The sequence below is a fragment of the Pseudomonas sp. WC1 genome, from assembly GCF_050586565.1.
In the GTDB taxonomy this organism is placed as follows: Bacteria; Pseudomonadota; Gammaproteobacteria; order Pseudomonadales; family Pseudomonadaceae; genus Aquipseudomonas.
Genome location: NZ_JBOBDQ010000001.1, coordinates 120,813 through 140,842, shown reverse-complemented (window position 1 = coordinate 140,842; position 20,030 = coordinate 120,813). Strand labels below are relative to the sequence as shown.

Here is a 20,030-nt window from a genome sequence, read left to right as displayed (position 1 = left end):
ACACGGAGGTCTGACATGCGGCGCGTGGTGTTCAATCAGAAAGGTGGCGTGGGCAAGTCGAGCATTGCCTGCAATCTAGCGGCGGTCAGTGCCAGTGAAGGCTACCGGACCTTGCTGATCGACCTGGATGCCCAGGCCAACTCGACCCAGTACCTCACCGGCCTGACCGGCGACGACATCCCCATGGGTATCGCCGACTTTTTCAAGCAGTCGCTGTCCAGCGGGCCGTTCGCCAAGAAGAACAAGGTCGATATCTACGAAACCCCCTTCGACAACCTCCACGTGGTGACTGCCACCCCCGAGCTGGCCGACCTGCAGCCCAAGCTCGAGGCCAAGCACAAGATCAACAAGCTGCGCAAACTGCTCGATGAGCTGGACGAGGATTACGAGCGGATCTATATCGATACCCCTCCAGCACTCAACTTTTACGCGGTTTCCGCATTGATCGCGGCAGATCGCGTGCTGATCCCCTTCGACTGCGACAGCTTCTCGCGCCAGGCCCTGTATGGCCTGCTGGCCGAGATCGATGAGCTCAAGGAAGACCACAACGACGACCTGATGGTCGAGGGTATCGTGGTCAACCAATTCCAGTCCCGCGCCAGCCTGCCCCAGCAGATGCTCGACGAACTGCTGGCCGAGGGCCTGCCGGTGCTACCGGTTTACCTCGGCAGTTCGGTGAAGATGCGTGAGTCGCACCACGCCAGCCTGCCGCTGATCCACCTGGAGCCACGGCACAAGCTGACCCAGCAGTTCGTCGAGCTGCATGATCTGCTGGAGCGTAGCGCCTAGATACCTTGGCTGCGCAGCCACTCCAGCAATGACTGGAGTGGAAACGCGCCGGCCTGGCGGGTCACTTCGCGGCCGTTCCTGAACAGGATCAGGCTGGGGATCGAGCGGATACCCAACTGGCCAGCCAGGTTGCGGTTTGCCTCGCTGTCGAGCTTGGCCAGGCGGCAGCGGCCCGACAGCTGGCGCGCGGCTTGTTCGAAGGTCGGGGCGAAGCTCTTGCACGGGCCGCACCAGTCGGCCCAGACATCCAGCAGCAGCGGCAGGTCGCCTTTGATCTGGGCGGCGTAGTTGCCTTCGGTCAGCTCGAACGAGGTGCTCAGCAGCACGTTCTGTTTGCAGCGGCCGCATTTCGGGGTGTCGCCCAGGCGCTCGGCGGGGATGCGGTTGAGGCCGTTGCAGTGGGGGCAGGGGATTACCAGCGGATTGGACATTGGGGTCTCCAGTCGAAAGATGCGTCGGCGAACCGCAGCTTCCACAGGGTTGGCGCGCTCATTGTGGGAGCCGGCTTGCCGGCGATTGAGGGGGAAGCCGTCGCAGAGTTTCACGCGCAGCAATGGAAATCAGGATGAACAGCTGATCTCCAGGTGCTTGCCCCACTCTGGCGGCCGCTCGGCATACGCTTGCATCCCGGGCTGTTCCTCGAACGGTTTGCTCAGCACCTGATGCAGCCGACGCACTTCACTGTAGTCAGCGGCCTCTGCCGCTTCGATAGCCTTCTGCGCCAGATAATTGCGCAGTATGTACAGCGGGTTGACCGCATGCATCCGCTCACGGCGACCTTCGGCATTACCCGGCTCACGCTCGCAGCGTGCCAGGTAGTCCGCACCCCAGGCATCGAAACCGGCCAGGTCGACGAAATCGTCGCGCACCATTTGCAGGGCCTCGGCCACCGGTTGCTCGCCCAGGCGGCGGAAGAACAGCGTGTAGTCCACACCGCCGCTCTGCATGCGTTGCAGCAGGCGTTCGACCAGGGCCATGTCGTCGTCCTCGGCGGTGGTCAGGCCCAGGCGGCGGCGCATCAGGTCCAGATAGTGGGCCTGGTACAGCGGCAGGAACAGCGCCAGCGTCTGCTTCAGCGGCTCGACCTCGATCACTGTGGTCAGGGCCTGGGCCAGGGCGCTGAGGTTCCAATGGGCGATTGGCACTTGGTTGGCGTAGCTGTAGCGGCCGCGGTCGTCGGAGTGGTTGCAGATGAAGTTGGCGTCGAAGTCGTCGAGGAAGGCGTAGGGGCCGAAGTCGAAGGTGATGCCGAGGATCGACATGTTGTCGGTGTTCATCACCCCGTGACAGAAGCCGTAGGCCTGCCAGCGAGCGATCAGCTCGGCATTGCGCTCGACAATGGTGCGGAACATGGCCAGGTAGGGCTGCTCGGCGCTGCGGCATTCGGGATAGTGCTGCTCCAGCACATGGTCGATGAGCACACGCTGCTGCTCGGGCTGTTTCGTGTAGTAGAAATACTCGAAATGGCCGAAGCGCACATGGCTCTGTGCCAGGCGCAGCAGCATCGCGGCGCTTTCGCGGGTTTCCCGCCACACTGCGGTGCTCGAGCCGATCACGCACAGCGCCCGGCTGCTGGGGATGCCCAGGGCGCTCAGGGCTTCGGAGGCGAGGAACTCGCGAATGGACGAGCGCAGTACGGCACGGCCATCACCCATGCGTGAGTAGGGCGTCTGGCCGGCGCCCTTGAGGTGCAGGTCCCAGTGTTCGCCGGCCTCGTTGAGGATCTCGCCCAGCAGCAGGCCACGGCCATCCCCCAGGCGCGGGTTGTAGGAGCCGAACTGGTGGCCGGAATAGACCATCGCGCGCGGGTCTGCTTCTTCCCAGAGCTTGTGGCCGCTGAACAGCTCGGCGAACACCGGCAGTTCGGCCTGGGCGGGGTCTAGGTCGAGCAGGGCCATCGCCGATTTGCTGGCAACGACAAGGCGTGGGTCGGCGATCGGGTCGGGCAGGACCTGGGTGGAGAAGGCATCGCCGAGTTGGGCGAAGCGGTTGTCGAAGGTGAGTTGGTCGAGGGACTTCACGGGGGCCTGCTCCTGAATTCGGTGCCATTGGGGCCGCTGTGCGGCCCTTTCGCCGGCGAGCCGGCTCCCACAGGGCAAGGCATGCCATCTTGTGGGAGCCGGCTTGCCGGCGATCGAGGGCAAAGCCCTCGCCTGCATTCTGGAGGGCATGCCTGTCGCAGTCCACTCAGCTCGGCGGCGTGCTGTCTGGTTTGCTGTCCATCGGGATCAACTGCTGCTTGCCGTTCTTCGCGTCCATGAGGAACACCTCCACCTGGCGCACCGAGATCTTGATGTTGTGCGCCTTGAACTCACGGTTGATATAGCGGTTGAGCTCGTCCAGCGTCGGGTTGCGGTCGCCGAGGTCGCGCACGTGCATGCGCAGCTCGTGGTCCAGCGAGCTTTCGCCGAAGTTGAGGAAGTACACCAGCGGCTCCGGGTCCTTGAGCACCCGCGGGTTCTCGTGGGCGCCCTTGAGCAGCAGGTCGCGCACCAAGTCCAGGTCCGAGCCGTAGTCGATGCCCAGCTTCAGCGTCACCCGGGTGACGGTGTCGGTCAGCGACCAGTTGATCAGCTGGCCGGTGATGAAGGTCTTGTTGGGGACGATGATGTCCTTGCGGTCGAAGTCGGTAATGGTGGTGGCGCGGATGCGGATCTTGCTCACCGTGCCGGACAGGTTGCCGATGGTGATGGTGTCACCGATGCGCACCGGGCGTTCGAACAGGATCATGATGCCGGAGATGAAGTTGGCGAAGATCTCCTGCATGCCGAAACCCAGGCCCAGCGACAACGCCGCCACCAGCCACTGCAGCTTGTCCCAGCTGACCCCGAGGGTGGCCAGGGTGCTGACGATACCTACCCCGGCGATTACATAGGACAACAGCGTGGTAATAGCGTATGCGCTGCCCTGGGCCAGGTTCAGTCGTGACAGCACCAGCACTTCGAGCAGGCCTGGCAGGTTGCTGGCCAGGGCCACGGCGATACCGGCGATGACCATGGCGCCGAGCAGGTCGCCGAGGCTGATCGGTACCATGCTGGCAGCTGCGCCGGTGCCGCTGCTGTACTCGTACAGGGTGATGTTGTTGAGGTAGGCGAACACGGTGATCAGGTCCGCCCAGACCCAGTACAACCCGCCGATGAAACCGCCCAGCAGGGCCAGGCGAATCAGGCGCAGCGACTGCTGGTTGACCTGCTCGATGTCCAGGGTCGGCTCCTCGACCACCACCTCGCCATCCAGCCCTTCCTTGGCGGCCTGGCGTTTGCTCAGGGCGCGCTGGTAGGCCAGGCGCCGCGCCGCCACCGACAGGCCACGCACGAACGCGGCCTCGATCACCAGCCAGAACAGCAGCAGGTAGAGCGTGTAGATCAGCCGGTCGGTGAGCTTGAGGGCGGTGTAGTAGTAGCCGAAGCACACCGCCACGAACAGGGCGATGGGCAGGGCGGTGAAGGCCACCCCGACCGCTTTGCGGAACAGCGAGGTGTTCTGGTGCGCGGGGCTGCTCAGCAGCAGTCGGCTGAGCAGCCAGGCCATCAGCGCATAGCAAGTCAGCACCACGCCGATGCCCAGCACGTCGTCGGCCAATGCCGAGGGCTGGTGTTCGGCCACCGCCACCACGCCCACCAGTGCCAGTACCACGGTACCGAGGCGACGTACCCAACCCCGCAGGAACTCGACCTGGGGCTTGTGCCAGCGGAAGTGAATTTCGGCGACGCCGCCCGGGGCAAGGATGCGGTAGGCGGTGTAGAACACCAGCCAGGCCTGGGCGATCTGCCACAACGCGGCGCCAAGGTTGGCGTTCTGTCCGCGGGCATCAAGCTGCAGGGCGTAGCTACCGAGAGTAAGCGCCAGGGCCACCGGCAGTGCCAGCAGGATGTTGATCAGGATCGCCTGGGGCGTGTGCCACTGGCTGTCACGCTTGAAGTGGCCGATGTCCTGGTGGACCTTGCCCAGGCGCCGGTACAGGGCCTTGCGCCGCCACAGCAGGGCGCCGATCACCAGGATCAGCGGCAGGAACAGCAGTGGCTGCTGCACCAGGCCGTCGCCCAGCTCCTTGATACCCGCGCCCCAGGGCAGGCTGGCCACCTGGTAGGCCAGGCCCTCGGGCACTTGGCGCAGCCACTGCCAGTCCAGCGGTTTGTTGCTGGGGATCCAGAACATCTGCTCTTCCAGCGTAGTGCGCAGGTTCTGGGCAGTGCTCAGCAGTTGTTTCTGGTTCAGTTGCAGGGTGATGCATTCGTTGAGCAGCGCCGACAGCTCGCGGTTCAACCGCTCGAGCAGGTCGCCCCGGGTGATCGCCACTTCCAGCAGGGCCTTGCGCAGCTGCGGGGTGACGTCTTCCTCGGGCTGGCTGGCCAGCAGCTTGTCCACGTAAGCGGACGGGCTGCTCATCTGTTCGCGTTCCTGGTTGATCTCGAACTGGTACAGGCGGATATCGGCGATCTGGTCGGCCAGGTTGCGGTCGAGCTTCAGGTGCGGCAAGGCCTGCTTCTGCTTGTACAGGATCTTCGACAGCAGCAAGCTGCCCTTGAGTACGTTGATCTGCTCGTCGAGGGCCTGGTCGGCCTGGGTGAGGCTGTCGAGCTGCTGCTTGGTGCGCAGGTTCTGCTGGGTCACCTCGTTGAGGCGGTCGGTGCTGCGCAGCAGGTAATCGGACAACTGCAGGTTGGCGGTGCTCTCGGTGGCCAGCAGGTTGCTGCCGCCGGCCTTCTGCGCCTCGATCGACTGGCGGGTGACGGCCTGTTGCGACTGCGCCAGGCGCTTTTCGTTGATCAACGTCTGCAGGTCCTGAATTTCCTGTTCCAGCCTTGTGGCGCGTTCGATCAGCAGGTCATGGCGGGCGTTGCCCAGGTCCTGCAGCACGCTGTTGCCGGCCAGTTCCTGGCGGCGCAGCAGGGTCAGGGCGTTGAGCGAGGCCAGCTCGGCGTTGAGCTGGTTGCGCTGGTCGGCATTGATCGACTTGCCGTTGTCCTTGCCGCTCTTGAGGCTGTTGTTGATCTGCTGGGCACGCATCTGGTTGCCGCTGATCTCGGCCTGGGCGCGCTCGGGGCGGGTCTGGGAGTTGATGATCAGGCTGTTGGCTTCGGACAGCGCCTTCTGCAGGTCGCCCTGCTGAGTGCTGCGCTCGCTGAGCATCTGTTCGAGCTGCGGCACCGTCAGGCTGGCGTAGCGCTGCGCCACCGGCACGACGCTGGAGGCCTTGAGCTTGATCAGTTCGCGCTGGCTGTCGCGGATCTCCTGGGGGGCATTGGCCAACTGCTGCTTGAGGGCTTCGAGCTTCTTTTCGCTGTCGTCGCGGGCGTTGAGCAGCGCCAGTGTCTGCTCCAGCACCTGCTGCACGGCTTTCTGCTCGGTTTCCGGCAGTTTGCGCTCGGCGATCTTGCTCAGGCTGCTCTGGATGCCCGGAGTGGTCGGGATTTCCACCGCGCCGGCGGCGAACGAGAGGGTCAGGCACAGCCCCAGCAGGGCTGCGCGGCAATGGTCACGCAGGGACATAGGCAGAGTTCTTGTGATACGCGGCAAATCGGAGTTTAGAGGAACAGCCCGGGGCCGGGGCGGGTACCTTCGGGGAATCTGACGCCCACTTTCTGGATCTTGTTCCCGTCCATGACCGCGACGGTCCAGATCGTGCCGTGCCATTCGATCTGGTCGCCTACTACTGGAGCGCCTCCGACCTTCTGTCGGATGAACTGCGCCAGCGGCATCTTCGCGTCCAGGCCATCGAGTTTCAGGCCGTAAAGCGCCGCCACCGCACCCAGCTCGGCATCGCCTTCGAGCACGAAATCGCCGAAGAAGCGCAGGTCGAGGCCGCGTTGCGGCGCCTGGCTGAACAGCTTGCCCAGCGCCGGCAGGTTATGTTCGTGGCCGATCACGCAGAGCATGTCGCCGACCTCCAGCACGGTGCTGCCCGACGGGTGCAGCAGCTGTTCGCCACGGAACAAGGCGGCGATCCGCGTGCCTTCGGGCATCTTCAGCTCGCGCAGGGCGGCGCCGATGCACCATTTTTCGGCGCCCAGGCGGTAGACGAACAGCTCCCATTCGCTGGTGACGTGCACCTCCAGCGCGGAGCGCGAAATCGGCGCCGGGTCCGGCGGTACCGTGACCTTCAGCAGCTTGGCCATCCACGGCAGGCTGGTGCCTTGCACCAGCAGCGACACCAGCACGATGAAAAACGCCAGGTTGAAGAACAGCTGGGCCTGGGGCAGGCCGGCCATCAACGGGAACACCGCCAGAATGATCGGCACCGCGCCGCGCAGGCCGACCCAGCTGATGAAGCCTTTCTCGCGGCCATGGAAAGCCTTGAACGGTAGCAGTGCGGCGACCACCGACAGTGGCCGGGCGACCAGGATCATCCACAATGCCAGGCCCAGGGCGGGCAGGGCGATGGGCAGCAGGTCGTGGGGCGTGACCAGCAGGCCCAGTACCAGGAACATGCCGATCTGGGCCAGCCAGGCCATGCCGTCGAGCATGTGCAGGATGCCGTGGCGACTGCGGATCGGCTTGTTGCCCAGCACCAGCCCGCACAGGTAAACCGCGAGGAAACCGCTGCCGTGCAGGGCGTTGGTCAGGGAGAACACCACCAGGCCGCCGGCCACTACCAGGATCGGGTACAGGCCGCTGGCCAGGTTGATGCGGTTGACCAATTGCAGCATCAGCCAGCCGCCGCCCAGGCCTATCAGACCGCCGATGCCGAACTCGCGCAGCAGGTGGGTGAGCAGGCTCCAGTGCAGGCTGGTCTGGCCGCTGGCGATCATGTCGATCAGGGTCACGGTGAGGAACACCGCCATCGGGTCGTTGCTGCCCGACTCGATCTCCAGGGTGGCGGTGACTCGTTCGTTGAGGCCCTTGCCGCCGAGCAGCGAGAACACCGCCGCCGCGTCCGTGGAGCCGACGATGGCGCCAATCAGCAGGCCCTGGATGAGGCTCAGGTCGAACAGCCAGGCGGCGACCATGCCGGTCAGTCCAGTGGTGATCAACACGCCCACCGTGGCCAGCGACAGCGCCGGCCACAGCGCCACGCGGAAGCTCGCCACCCGGGTGCGCAGGCCGCCGTCGAGCAGGATGACCGCGAGCGCCAGGTTGCCCACCAGGTAGGCGGTCGGGTAGTTGTTGAAAATGATGCCGCCACCGTCTACGCCAGCGACCATGCCGACCGCGAGGATGATGACCAGGATGGGGATGCCCAGGCGCGATGACAGCGAGCTGACCAGGATACTTGCACCCACCAGCAATGCGCCGATCAGGAACAGGCTGTTGATGGTGCTTGCATCCAAAGGCAGGTACTCCGGGACAGCGGGGGAAAAGGGACGTGCAACTATGAACTAGCAGGTCGCGTGCCAATCGATTCTAACCTGATGAATTGGCAGCCTGTAAAGCGTTTCTGCAGATGTAGAAAAGGCACCTCGAAAGGTGCCTTTTCTTGTGTTGCCTGTTACGGCCTCATCGCTGGCAAGCCAGCTCCCACAGGGTCGTCACAGCCCTTGAGTACGGGGTGCTAGCTGTGGGAGCCGGCTTGCCGGCGATGAAGCCAAGCAGGTCAGGCCTGCTTCACTTCACGCATCGGTTTGCCCTTCACCGGTGCATCGCCCGCCACGTAGTACTTGGCGGTGCTGCGCGGCAGCGGCTTGCGGCCACGGATCTTGTCCGAGATCTTCTCGGCGATCATGATCGTGGTGGCGTTGAGGTTGCCGGTGATGATCAGCGGCATGATCGACGCATCGACGACGCGCAGGCCCTGCATGCCGTGCACGCGACCCTCGCCATCGACTACGGCCATGTCGTCGGTGCCCATCTTGCACGAGCAGGACGGGTGGAAGGCGGTTTCGGCGTGCTCGCGGATGAATTTGTCCAGCTCTTCATCGGTCTGCACGTGGGCGCCCGGGCTGATCTCGCGGCCGCGGTACGGGTCCAGCGCCGGCTGGGCCATGATTTCGCGGGTCAGGCGGATGCCGTCGCGGAATTCCTGCCAGTCCTGCTCGGTGGACATGTAGTTGAACAGGATGCTCGGGTGCTGGCGCGGGTCTTTCGACTTGGCCTGGATGCGACCACGGGCTGGCGAGCGCATGGAGCCCATGTGTGCCTGGAAGCCGTGCTCTTTCACACCGTTCGAGCCGTTGTAGTTAATCGCTACCGGCAGGAAGTGGTACTGGATGTTCGGCCACTTGAATTCAGGGCGGGTGCGGATGAAACCACCGGCCTCGAACTGGTTGCTGGCGCCGATGCCGGTGCCGTTGAACAGCCACTCGGCACCGATGGCCGGCTGGTTCCACCACAGCAGCGACGGGTACAGCGACACCGGCTGGGTGCAGGCGTACTGCAGGTACAGCTCGAGGTGGTCCTGCAGGTTCTCGCCGACGCCCGGCAGGTCGTGGACCACTGGAATGTCGAGGCTTTCCAGCAGGGCGCGCGGGCCGACGCCGGAGCGCTGCAGCAGTTGCGGCGAGGCGATGGCGCCGGAGGAAACGATGACTTCCTTGCGGGCGCGCGCTTCGACGCGCTCTTCGCTGTCACCGACCAGGTAAGTCACGCCAACAGCGCGCTTGTTGTCGAACAGCACGCGGTCGCTCAGGGCGTGGGTGACGATGGTCAGGTTCGGGCGCTTCTTGGCCTGGTCCAGGTAGCCACGGGCGGTGCTGGAACGACGACCATTCTTGGTGACCGAACGGTCCATCGGGCCGAAGCCTTCCTGCTGGTAGCCGTTGAGGTCTTCGGTGCGCGGGTAGCCGGCTTGCACGCCGGCCTCGACCATGGCGTGGAACAGCGGGTTGTTGCCGGCTTTCGGCGTGGCCACGCTGACCGGGCCTTCGCCGCCGTGGTAGTCGTTCGGGCCGATGTCGCGGGTTTCGGCCTTACGGAAGTACGGCAGGCAGTCCAGGTAGGTCCAGTCCTCGAGGCCTGGCAGTTCAGCCCAGCCGTCGAAGTCCATGGCGTTGCCGCGGATGTAGCACATGCCGTTGATCAGCGACGAACCGCCCAGCCCCTTGCCGCGGCCACATTCCATGCGGCGACCGTCCATGTGCGGCTCCGGGTCGGTCTCGTAGGCCCAGTTGTAGCGGCGACCTTGCAGCGGGAAGGCCAGGGCGGCCGGCATCTGGGTGCGGAAGTCGAAGCGGTAGTCCGGGCCACCGGCTTCCAGCAGCAGCACGGTGACGCTGGCGTCTTCGGTCAGGCGGGTGGCCAGGGTGTTACCGGCGGAGCCGGCACCGACGATGATGTAATCGAATTCTTGGGACATTGAAGTACCCTCGTTGGCAGTTGTCAGGGAGCGGAAACGCCCGCGCTCAAGGGCGCGGGCGTGGCGGGACCAGGTTTAGAAAACCGAGTTGTAGCCGCCCAGCTCGACCTGAACCGACTTGATGCGAGTGTATTGAGCCAGCGAGCTGACACCGTTTTCACGGCCGACGCCCGACTGCTTGTAACCGCCAACCGGCATTTCGGCCGGCGACTCGCCCCAGGCGTTGATCCAGCAGATACCGGCTTCGAGCTTGTGGATGATGCGGTGGGCGCGGCTGATGTCGTTGGTGCAGACACCTGCGGCAAGGCCGTATTCGGTGTCGTTGGCGCGACGGATGACTTCTTCCTCGGTCTCGTAGCTGAGGATGCTCATCACCGGGCCGAAGATCTCTTCCTTGACGATGGTCATGTCGTCGGTGCAGTCGGTGAACACGGTCGGGGCGACGAACGCGCCCTTGGCGAAGTCGCCGTCCAGCAGACGCTCACCGCCGCACAGGACGCGGGCGCCTTCTTCTTTACCCTTGGCGATGTAGGACAGCACGCTTTCCATGTGCTGGAAGCTGACCAGCGGGCCGAAGTTGGTGTTCTCGTCTTCCGGGTTGCCGGCACGGATGCGGGCGACGCGCTCGGCGATCTTGGCTTCGAAGGCGGCCTTCATCGAGGCAGGCACGAACACGCGGGTGCCGTTGGTGCAGACCTGACCGGAGCTGTAGAAGTTGGCCATCATGGCGATGTCGGCGGCCTTGTCCAGGTCGGCGTCGTCGCAGATGATCAGCGGCGACTTGCCGCCCAGTTCCATGGTGACTTCCTTGAGCGACGAGCTCGAGGCGCTGGCCATGACCTTCTTGCCGGTGGTGGTGCCGCCGGTGAAGGAGACCTTCTCGATGCGTGGGTGCTCGGTCAGCCAGGTGCCGACTTCGCGGCCGCTGCCGGTCAGCACGTTGAACACGCCGTTCGGCAGGCCGGCTTCGGTGAAGATCTCGGCCAGTTTCAGGGTGGTCAGCGAGGTGACTTCCGACGGCTTGAAGATCATCGCGTTGCCGGCGGCCAGGGCCGGGGCGGATTTCCACAGGGCGATCTGGATCGGGTAGTTCCAGGCGCCGATACCAACGGTCACGCCCAGCGGCTCGCGGCGGGTGTAGACGAAGGACGATTCGCGCAGCGGAATCTGCTCGCCTTCGATGGCCGGCACCAGGCCTGCGTAGTATTCCAGCACGTCGGCGCCGGTGACGATGTCGACGTAGCGAGTCTCGGAGTACGACTTGCCGGTGTCCAGGGTTTCCAGCATGGCCAGCTCGTCGTTGCGCTCGCGCAGGATGTCGACGGCGCGGCGCAGGATGCGCGAACGCTGCATGGCGGTCATGGCGGCCCAGACTTTCTGGCCACGCTCGGCGCTTTCGACGGCCTTCTCGACGTCAGCTTGAGTTGCGCGCTGCACGTGGGCGAGGACTTCGCCGGTAGCCGGGTTGATGGCTTCGAAGGTGGCATCGCTGCCAGCGTCTACGTAAGCGCCATCGATGTAGAGTTTTTGCGTTCCGAAACGGGCCATAGTGTCCTCGCAAGTGCAGTGTGTGGTTGGCTGCCGCGTCACGCTCCTGCCGGTTGGCTGGTCGCTGCGCGCGGCTGTTCAGAGGCCTGGTTGTTTGTATCCAGGGACTGCTGTTTAGCCAGTTGTAGATCCATGTATTCGTAAGCGATGCGTATTGCCTGCTCGGTGTCGAATGCGTCACCCGAGAGAGCGCCACGCAACCACAGGCCGTCGATCAGGGCCGCCAGCCCGCGGGCGGCCTTGCGCGCATGGTAGAGCGGCAGGACACGGCGGAACTGGCAGCACAGGTTGGAGTACAGGCGGTGGTCGTTGATCCGCTGCAACCTGTGCAAAGACGGCTGGTGCATGCTGGAAGCCCAGAAGGCCAGCCAGGTTTTCATTGCCGGGCCATTCACCTGGCTCGCATCGAAGTTGCCTTCGATGATCACCTTCAGGTGGGCACGCGGGCTGTCGTCCGTGAGGGCCTGACGACGCGCGATCACACCCTCGTTGAGCATGTTCATGATGTAGCGCATCGTCGCTGCGATCAGGCCGTTCTTGTCCTGAAAGTAGTGACTGATGATGCCGTTCGACACGCCGGCCAAACGGGCAATCAGCGCAATGCTGGCATCTCCCAGTCCGACCTGATCGACCGCCTGCAAGGTGGCTTCGATCAACTGCTGGCGGCGGATGGGTTGCATACCGACCTTGGGCATCTTGCTATCTCCTCAGGCCTGCGGGCAGACGACAAGCGGCTACCTCGGCGAAGGCCAGTCTATTTTGTTTTGATTGAACGTTCAATCAATAAAGAATAAGCTCTGCGACAATTTGTGCCATTGACAGTTTTTGGGACGGTCACAGGGGCACGAATCGACACCCCAGGAAATCGCGTAACCCCCGGAATACAAGGCGTTGACGGGCATGAGCGATGCGAAAGACAGATTCTGCCGAGTGGCCACAGGCCGCGCGGCCGGCCCTTTGGAGCGGGCCAGGTGTCTGTGGCTAATGCGCGCACCCAGCGATGGCGTGCGCAAGAAGCGACAGGCGACCGGTCTGGTTTTTTGCAACGTTTCGATTCGGGATCACGGTTTCCAGGGTGCCTTTTATAACACCTTGCGCAGTAGGGCTATTGCACCAATTGCGTGGGACATAACTGTTTAGCCTCCACTGCCGCACTGCCCGGAGCATTCGTGCAATGAGTTCTGCTTCCCTGACAAAGCCCCCCGCCGAGCGGGTACGGGTCAACCACGTGGTGTTTTTCACCTCGGCGCTGATGATCCTTGTTCTGACTGCCTTGCTGATCGCTGTACCCGATATCGCCGGCCAGGTGCTTGGCGTCGCCCAGAAGTGGCTGACGCGCACCTTTGGCTGGTACTACATGCTGGTGATCTGCGGTTACCTGCTGTTCGTCGTCTACCTGGCATTTTCCGACTTCGGCAAGCTCAAGCTGGGCGGCAAGGACGACACCCCGGACTTCAGCTACGGCGCCTGGGCCGGCATGCTGTTCTCCTCCGGTATCGGTATCTCGCTGCTGTACTTCGGCGCTTCCGAGCCGCTGGACCACTACTTCAACCCACCGGAAGGTACGCCTGCCAGCCTCGAGGCCGCGCGCCAGGGCCTGCAACTGACCTTCCTGCACTGGGGCCTGCACGGCTGGGCGATCTACGCCCTGGTCGGCCTGGCCGTGGGTTACTTCGCCTACCGTCACAACCAGCCGCTGGCACTGCGCTCGGCGCTCTACCCGCTGGTCGGTGAGCGTTGGGTCAAGGGTGGCGCGGGCCATGCCGTGGACATCTTCGGCATGTTCGTCACCTTGCTGGGCCTGGTGACCAATCTGGGCATCGGCTCGATGCAGGTGGCCTCGGGCCTGGAATACCTGTTTGGCATGGACCACAGCAAGACCAACCTGCTGGTGGTGATCCTGGTCATGGCCGGCGTGGCCACCGTGGCCGCGGTGTCGGGCGTGGAGAACGGCATCCGCCGCCTGTCCAACCTGAACATCCTGCTGTTCAGCGGCCTGTTGATCTTCGTGCTGCTGGCCGGCAATACCCTGCACCTGCTAAACGGCTTCGTGCAGAACGTCGGCGACTACCTCAACGGTGTCGTGCTGAAGACCTTCGACCTCTATGTCTATGAAGGCGACAACGACAAGTCCGAGCGCTGGCTGGGCCTGTGGACCGTGTTCTACTGGGCCTGGTGGATCTCCTGGGGCCCGTTCGTCGGCATGTTCATCGCCCGTATCTCCAAGGGCCGGACCGTGCGCCAGCTGGTCAGCGGCGTGCTGCTGATCCCGTTGGGCTTCACCCTGGCGTGGCTGTCGATCTTCGGCAACACTGCGCTGGACCTGGTGATCAACCAGGGCGCCGTGGAGCTGGGCAAGACCGCGCTGGAGCAGCCGTCGATGTCGATCTACCAGCTGCTCGAGTACTTCCCGGCGGCGAAGATCGTCATCGGTGTGGCGGTGTTCGTCGGCTTCGTGCTGTTCCTCACTCCGGCCGACTCCGGCGCGGTGATGATGGCCAACCTGTCGTGCAAAGGCGGCAAGGTCGACGAAGACGCCCCGCACTGGATGGTGGTGTTCTGGTCGGTGGTGATCACCCTGGTGACCATCGGCCTGCTGTTCGCCGGCAACTTCGAAGCCATGCAGACCATGGTGGTGCTGGCCGGCCTGCCGTTCTCGGTGGTCCTGGTGCTGTTCATGTTCGGCCTGATGAAGGCCATGAAGCAGGACGTCGCGGTCGAGAGCGAGCGCGCCGAACTGGCCGCCCGTGGCCGTCGCGGTTTCAGCGAGCGCCTCAGTCAGCTGGACCTGCAGCCGACTCAGGCCGTGGTGCAGCGGTTCATGGACAAGCAGGTCAGTCCAGCGCTGAAAGAGGCCGCCGAGCAGCTGCGTACCCTGGGCTTCGAGGTCGAGACCCGGGTAGGTCAGTCGCGCAACATGATGGGCCTGCGAGTGATGATGGAAGAGGGTAATCCCTTCGTCTACGAAGCTAGCCTGGATGGCTACCTGGCCGCGCCGAGCGAGGCGCCGGTCGAAGGGGAGCCGGAAGTGCAGCAGCGCTTCTACCGCGCCGAGGTCTACCTGCACGACGGCAGCCAGGAGTACGACCTGATGGGCTTCACCCGTGAGCAGATCGTGCGTGACGTGCTGGATCAGTTCGAAAGCCACCGCCAGCTGTTGGGGCGTGTGTACAGCTAGTCCGGACCGCGCATGAACGAGGGCCCCGATCGAAAGACCGGGGCCCTCGTCGTTTCAGTCGTCGAGTGCGTTCAGGATGTCGCTGCGTGGTGTCGATTTCTTGCCGTCCACATCAACGGCAATGCCGCACAACTTGAGGGGCAGTTGTGATTTCAGAATGATGTGGCTGTCAAACATCAGTGGTCGATAACGCATTGGCAGATTGCAGTCCAATTTCTCGATCGGGCCGAACTTGATCAGGTAGCGTTTGAGATTGGGCTGGTCGTGCTGCCATTGGATCCTGACATGCCCGTCAGTCGTGCGTTCGCTTGAGTAACTCACCTGCGACACCTGCGCTGGAAGCACTTCGATCGGCAGGCTCCAGGCGTTGTTCATCAATGCGTGTGAAGGCCTTTGCTGTTGCGACCCGACGCCAATCACGCATAGGAAGTACCTGCCTGGTGCGGTGCCGATCGGGTCATCGATCCGATTGCTTCCTGATAGGACTGCGCCACTATAATTCACAGGATCTTCACAGGCCCGCGCATCCTGCGTCGGCTTGTAGCGGTAGTAGCGAGTGTCGATGGTGAAGCCCACGCCCCATGTGGGGGAAAGCGTAGTCCCGTCATCGTTCGTCGCTAGCCTGCGCCAGCGGCTCCCGGGCTTGTCCTGCTTGAGTTCGAACCCGGGCAGCAGGTCGCAGTTTTGCTGTTCCAGATCGACCTGTCCTGCGCGAAAGCATGCCTTTACTCGCTCCACCGGCATGGCGAAATTGACGGGCCCATTACCCAGCTGATCGTCCTGATGGTCAGCGCAGGGGTTGTGCAGGCTGCACGGTAGGCTGTCTGATCTATTCTGGCGGCCACTGTTCACTACGCTGACAACCTGGCCATTGCTGCTGTCGATCACTGGGCTGCCCGAGGCACCCTCGTGCATGCCTGGGCAGTCATTGCTCCGGGCATTGCGCCATACCCAGGGATACTCGATGACAACCTCGACAGCCTGTTCCGTGCAGCTACTCAGGCGTAGCCCTTGGTCGGGACGACTGGGTTCGCCGATCACCTGCACGTGGCTGCCTGTTGCCGGGCTTGGGCCGAGACGTAGAGGCTGGATGCCCTCGGCCATGACCTGCTGCAGGCGGGCGTCGAGTTCGATCAGGGCCAGGTCGCTACCTTGCATGCTGCTCCAGACAATGCGCTTGAATGGAAAGGTCTTGCGCTTTGCGGCGGTGTCCACGAAGTAGTTGAAGCTGATCGAGCCTTCCAGTGCCTTGTCCTGGACGATAGTGCCGTTACGTTGGTCGACACAGTGTCCGCTGGTGATGACATATGCCGGACCGCTCGACGGCGTCGAAGGATCACGGCTGTCGACAAGCGTACCGATGCACTGCGTGCTATCGGGCAAGGACAGCCGCCCGATTCCGCTCCAGCGCGCATTCTCGCCTTGGGCGTTATTGAGCGTCTCGGGTGTGGACGATGGGATAACGGGCTGGCTGGCGAGCGCCTGGAGGGAAAGACCGGCCATGAGCACGGCAGGCCAATGGAGGGGGAGTATGGGCATTGAATTCTCCTTGTCGAATTGCCGGCTCTAATTTGGCCGGTCGCGAACAGGAGAAAGCGGTACTTAAGTTAGCCTGGCTCGAACTGCCTTTCGCTCCAGTTACCCAGGAAGTTGAGCGCATGCTTGCCAGCACAAGCACGCCCAGGACCTGACGGTTTCAGCGATTACTGTAGCGGCCCTGCCGGCCATGGGCGGGCATGGCCTGGTTGCCACGTTCGCCGATCATCTGGTGCAAACCGATCAGCTCTATGCCCTGTCGCGTCAGCTGGGGTATTTCCCTTTGCAGTACCTCCAGGGTCTGCGGGTAGGGATGGCCGATGAGTACCGCCGAGCCCTGTCGGCGGGCCAGGGCGATACCTTGCTGCAGCTGCGTGTTGATTGCCTCGACGGTGCGCACGTCATCAAGGAACACATCCCGGGAGACATGGGCCAGGCCGGTAGCCTGCGCCTCTGCCGCCGCCACCGTCGCCGCACTGGTGCGGCTGTCGACGAAGAACAGATGGCGGCGTTGCAGCTCACCCATCAACCAGGTCATGGGCTCGCGCAGGGCGGTCATGCGGCTACCCATGTGGTTGTTGATGCCGGCGGCGTAGGGCACTTTGGCCAGGGCGGCATCCAGGCGCCGGGCCAGCTCTTCGATGGCGATGCCCGGGTGCCAGGCGTAAGGCCCGGCAGCCGGGTCCATGGGCATGTGCAGGATCACCGTGCGTCCGGCCTTGTGGGCCTGGCGGGCGAAGTCGGTGGCATGCGGGGTGTCGGGCATGATCGCCATGGTCACAGGGCCGGGCAGGGCGAGCGTGCGGCTGTCGCGCTCGCTGCTTTGGCCGAGGTCGTCGATGATGATGCTCATGTAGGCCTTGCCGGCGGGCGCCGCGTGCGCGACGACGGCCAGCAGGCAGAACAGCAGGGACAGCAGATAACGCATGGGGGGCTTCAGTCACCCTTGGTGATGTTCAGGCCTTTGAGCAGGCTGAGTGCCTGGCTGAGCTGGAAGTCGTTGTCCTGCGGGCGATCCTTGCGCTTGGCGCTGCCGGTCGGTCGGTCGGCGCCGCCGTTGCCGTTGCCCAGGTGGCCTTGCAGGTCGGCTTCCTTGAAGTTGTCGTTGTCGGCTTCGGCGGTGAGCTTGGCTGGGCGCACTTCGATGTCCGGGACGATGCCTTGGGCCTGGATCGACCGGCCATTGGGGGTGAAGTACAGCGCGGTGGTGAGTTTCAGCGCTCGGTCGTTGGCCAATGGCAGCACGGTCTGTACCGAGCCCTTGCCGAAGCTGTCGGTGCCCATCAGCACGGCACGCTTCTGGTCCTGCAGGGCGCCGGCGACGATCTCCGAGGCCGAGGCGCTGCCGCCGTTGATCAACACCACCAGTGGCACGCCTTCGCTGGCATCGGCCGGGTCGGCGGAGTAGCGCAGCTCGGAGTTGGCGATGCGGCCCTTGGTGTAGACGATCAGGCCTTTGGTGAGGAAGTGGTCGGCCACTTCCACCGCCGACTGCAGCACGCCGCCGGGGTTGTTGCGCAGATCGAGGACCACGCCGCGCAGCTTCTTGCCGTTGTCCTTGCGCAGCTTGGCCAGGGCCTTGCCCACCTCGTCGCCGGTCTTGACCTGGAACTGGGTGATGCGGATGTAGCCGTAGTCGTTCTCCAGCAGCTGGCTCTTGACGCTCTTGACCTGGATCACCGCGCGGGCCAGCGTCACGTCGAACGGCGTGCCGCCGTCGCGCACCAGTGTGAGGGTGATTTTCTCGCCAATCTTGCCGCGCATCTTGTCCACGGCCTCGGTCATGGTCTGACCGCGGGTTGGCGCGCCATTGATCTTGACGATCAGGTCACCGGCCTCGATGCCGGCGCGGGAGGCCGGAGTGTCGTCGATGGGGGAGACCACCTTGACGAAGCCGTCCTCCATGCCGACCTCTATCCCCAGGCCGCCGAACTCGCCGCTGGTGCTTTCCTGCAGCTCCTGGAAGTCTTCGGGGCCAAGGTAGGCCGAGTGCGGGTCGAGGTTGCTGAGCATGCCTTTGATGGCGTTTTCCAGCAGGGTCTTGTCGTCGACCGGTTCGACATAGGCCGCCTTGATGCGGTCCATGACCTCGGCGAAGGTGCGCAGCTCCTCCAGCGGCAGCGGCGCCTTGGCGGTCACCTCGGTGGCCGGCACCGCGGCCTGCCTTGCCACTGGCTTGGCCGGTTCGGCGGCAATGGCCAAGGGCGCGCCGATGACCAGGGCGATGGTCAGGGCCAGCTGGGTGAGGCGAGGCGAGTGCAGCATGTCGAACGAACTCCTGATCCTGTTGGTGCTCCTGCTGGGAGCATCGGCGCCGCCGTTTCGTGGGCGGCGCCGTAAAAGTAGCATTATCTAGCCTCGGCACCATTGCGCGGGGTCGGTGGGCTGGCCCTGCTGGCGAATCGCGAAGTACAGGCCGGCGCTGTCCTGGCCGCCACTGTCGCCGACAGTGGAGATGGCTTCGCCGGCCTTGACGATGTCGCCGGCGTTCTTGAGCAGGCTCTGGTTGTGGCCGTACAAGCTCAGGTAGCCATTGCCATGGTCGAGAATGACCAGAAGTCCAGCACCGCGCAACCAGTCGGCGAACACCACCCGCCCGCCGTGCACGGCGCGCACCTGGGTCCCGGCACTGGCGCTTATCATTACCCCGTCCCACTTGGCCCGCGCGTCACCGCCGCGGGTATCACCGAAGCGTGCCAGCAATCGACCGTTGACCGGCCATGGAAGTTTTCCCCGAGCAGAAGAAAATGCGCCGCCGTAGCTGGCTGTGTCGCTGGACACCACCGGGCCAAGGGTCGTCCGGGCCTTCTTCGGGATTTCCTCGGGTTCCCGGCTGCGGGCCTCGGCGGCCAAGGCCTGCGCCTTCCGGCGCTGCTCTTCTTCCTGCTTGGCCAGCAGGGCGCGTTGGCGGGCCTCCTCGGCCTCGCGCGCCTGGCGGGCGAGGGTTTCCTCGATGGTCTTGAGCACCTTGCCCAGGTCGGCCTGGTCCTGCTCGCGGCTCTGCAGTTTCTGGTCGCGCTCCTTCATGTCGCTGCTGAGCTTGGCCAGCACCTGCTGGCGCTTGTCGCGTTCGGCGACGAGGGCCTGGCGCTGAGTGTCGAGCTCGGCACGTTGTGCCAGCAACTGTTGCTGGTGGCCGGCGATGTCCTGCTCGACGTTGGCCAACTGGCGCAAGGTCTCGTTGAAGGAGCGCAACTGGTCCATGCGCGCTTTGCTGAGATAGTCGTAATAGGTGAGGGTACGGGCGAATTTCTCGGGATTCTGCTGGTTCAGCAGCAGCTTGAGGTATTCCTCGCGACCATTGTTCTGGTACGCGGAACGGGCCTGGATGGCAATCAGGCGTTGCTGTTCAACGCGGGCGCTCTGGAGTTTTTTTTTCTCGTGGTCAAGGCGCTCCAGCTCGCCCTCGGTCTTTTTTAGTTCTTGCTGCAGTGCCTCCACCTGTTTTTCGAGGTTGCCGATATCGGTCTCGGTGGCCTTGAGGTCTTTCTGCACGCCGGACTTTTCCTCCTGGAGCTTGCCCAGCATCTTTTTCAGCTCGGCGATGTCCTGGCGGGTGGCGTCCAGCTGTTGTTGGGTCTGCGCGCGCTCATCGGCAGCGAAGGCCGGGGCAAGCAGACATGACAGGGCGAGTAGGAACAGGGCGCGGAGCATGGGGTTGGGCGTACCAGGGATGGAGACTGGCCTAGTATGCCCGCGCAGGCGTGCAAAAAAAACGCCCAGCGGCGTGTGCGGCGGGGCGTTGGT

13 protein-coding genes are annotated in these 20,030 nt (G+C 64.0%); 2 read left to right on the top strand and 11 right to left on the bottom strand.

Going from position 1 to position 20,030, the window contains the following annotated elements:
* The first annotated feature begins 15 nt into the window (after positions 1 to 15).
* A complete protein-coding gene (locus tag ACQ4OD_RS00615) occupies positions 16 to 789 on the top strand; it encodes a ParA family protein (RefSeq protein ID WP_094011035.1) in 774 nt (257 codons plus the stop codon).
* Here ACQ4OD_RS00615 and trxC read toward each other — a convergent pair.
* The 7 genes from trxC to betI all read right to left on the bottom strand — a co-directional run bounded on the left by trxC (position 786) and on the right by betI (position 12,264).
* Positions 786 to 1,220: a thioredoxin TrxC gene (trxC, locus tag ACQ4OD_RS00610; RefSeq protein WP_102681765.1), complete on the bottom strand. Its 435-nt coding sequence runs from the start codon at positions 1,218 to 1,220 to the stop codon at positions 786 to 788. The two genes, ACQ4OD_RS00615 and trxC, sit on opposite strands and share 4 nt — an antisense overlap.
* A 129-nt stretch (positions 1,221 to 1,349) precedes the next feature.
* Positions 1,350 to 2,810, bottom strand: coding sequence for a protein adenylyltransferase SelO (gene selO, locus ACQ4OD_RS00605; RefSeq protein ID WP_198754697.1), 1,461 nt, complete (start codon positions 2,808 to 2,810; stop codon positions 1,350 to 1,352).
* Positions 2,811 to 2,976: 166 nt separating this feature from the next.
* Entirely contained in the window at positions 2,977 to 6,282 is a 3,306-nt protein-coding gene (mscK, locus tag ACQ4OD_RS00600; RefSeq protein ID WP_139674116.1) for a mechanosensitive channel MscK, read from the bottom strand.
* Positions 6,283 to 6,317: 35 nt separating this feature from the next.
* Positions 6,318 to 8,060 carry a potassium/proton antiporter gene (locus tag ACQ4OD_RS00595; RefSeq protein WP_430943701.1) on the bottom strand — a complete coding sequence of 581 codons (1,743 nt, stop codon included), beginning with the start codon at positions 8,058 to 8,060 and terminating at the stop codon, positions 6,318 to 6,320.
* 263 nt (positions 8,061 to 8,323) lie between these two features.
* Positions 8,324 to 10,021, bottom strand: a complete 1,698-nt coding sequence (gene betA / locus ACQ4OD_RS00590) for a choline dehydrogenase (RefSeq protein WP_102681761.1) — start codon at positions 10,019 to 10,021, stop codon at positions 8,324 to 8,326.
* Between the two features lie 75 nt (positions 10,022 to 10,096).
* Positions 10,097 to 11,569, bottom strand: coding sequence for a betaine-aldehyde dehydrogenase (gene betB, locus ACQ4OD_RS00585; RefSeq protein WP_102681760.1), 1,473 nt, complete (start codon positions 11,567 to 11,569; stop codon positions 10,097 to 10,099).
* A gap of 38 nt (positions 11,570 to 11,607) precedes the next feature.
* Positions 11,608 to 12,264 (bottom strand): transcriptional regulator BetI, encoded by a 657-nt coding sequence (gene betI / locus ACQ4OD_RS00580; protein ID WP_102681759.1) that lies wholly within the window; start codon positions 12,262 to 12,264, stop codon positions 11,608 to 11,610.
* A gap of 479 nt (positions 12,265 to 12,743) precedes the next feature.
* Here betI and ACQ4OD_RS00575 point away from each other — a divergent pair, with 479 nt between their 5' ends.
* Positions 12,744 to 14,747, top strand: coding sequence for a BCCT family transporter (locus ACQ4OD_RS00575; protein WP_102681758.1), 2,004 nt, complete (start codon positions 12,744 to 12,746; stop codon positions 14,745 to 14,747).
* 54 nt (positions 14,748 to 14,801) lie between these two features.
* Here the strand turns inward: ACQ4OD_RS00575 and ACQ4OD_RS00570 are convergent, their stop codons facing one another.
* The 4 genes from ACQ4OD_RS00570 to ACQ4OD_RS00555 all read right to left on the bottom strand — a co-directional run bounded on the left by ACQ4OD_RS00570 (position 14,802) and on the right by ACQ4OD_RS00555 (position 19,937).
* Positions 14,802 to 16,286 (bottom strand): trypsin-like serine peptidase, encoded by a 1,485-nt coding sequence (locus ACQ4OD_RS00570; RefSeq protein WP_102681757.1) that lies wholly within the window; start codon positions 16,284 to 16,286, stop codon positions 14,802 to 14,804.
* 157 nt (positions 16,287 to 16,443) lie between these two features.
* A complete protein-coding gene (locus ACQ4OD_RS00565; RefSeq protein WP_430943700.1) occupies positions 16,444 to 17,211 on the bottom strand; it encodes a divergent polysaccharide deacetylase family protein in 768 nt (255 codons plus the stop codon).
* 8 nt (positions 17,212 to 17,219) lie between these two features.
* Entirely contained in the window at positions 17,220 to 18,548 is a 1,329-nt protein-coding gene (locus tag ACQ4OD_RS00560; protein WP_102681755.1) for a S41 family peptidase, read from the bottom strand.
* Positions 18,549 to 18,635: 87 nt separating this feature from the next.
* On the bottom strand, positions 18,636 to 19,937 hold the full coding sequence (locus tag ACQ4OD_RS00555; protein ID WP_430943699.1) for a murein hydrolase activator EnvC family protein: 1,302 nt from the start codon (positions 19,935 to 19,937) through the stop codon (positions 18,636 to 18,638).
* Between the last annotated feature and the right edge of the window lie 93 nt (positions 19,938 to 20,030).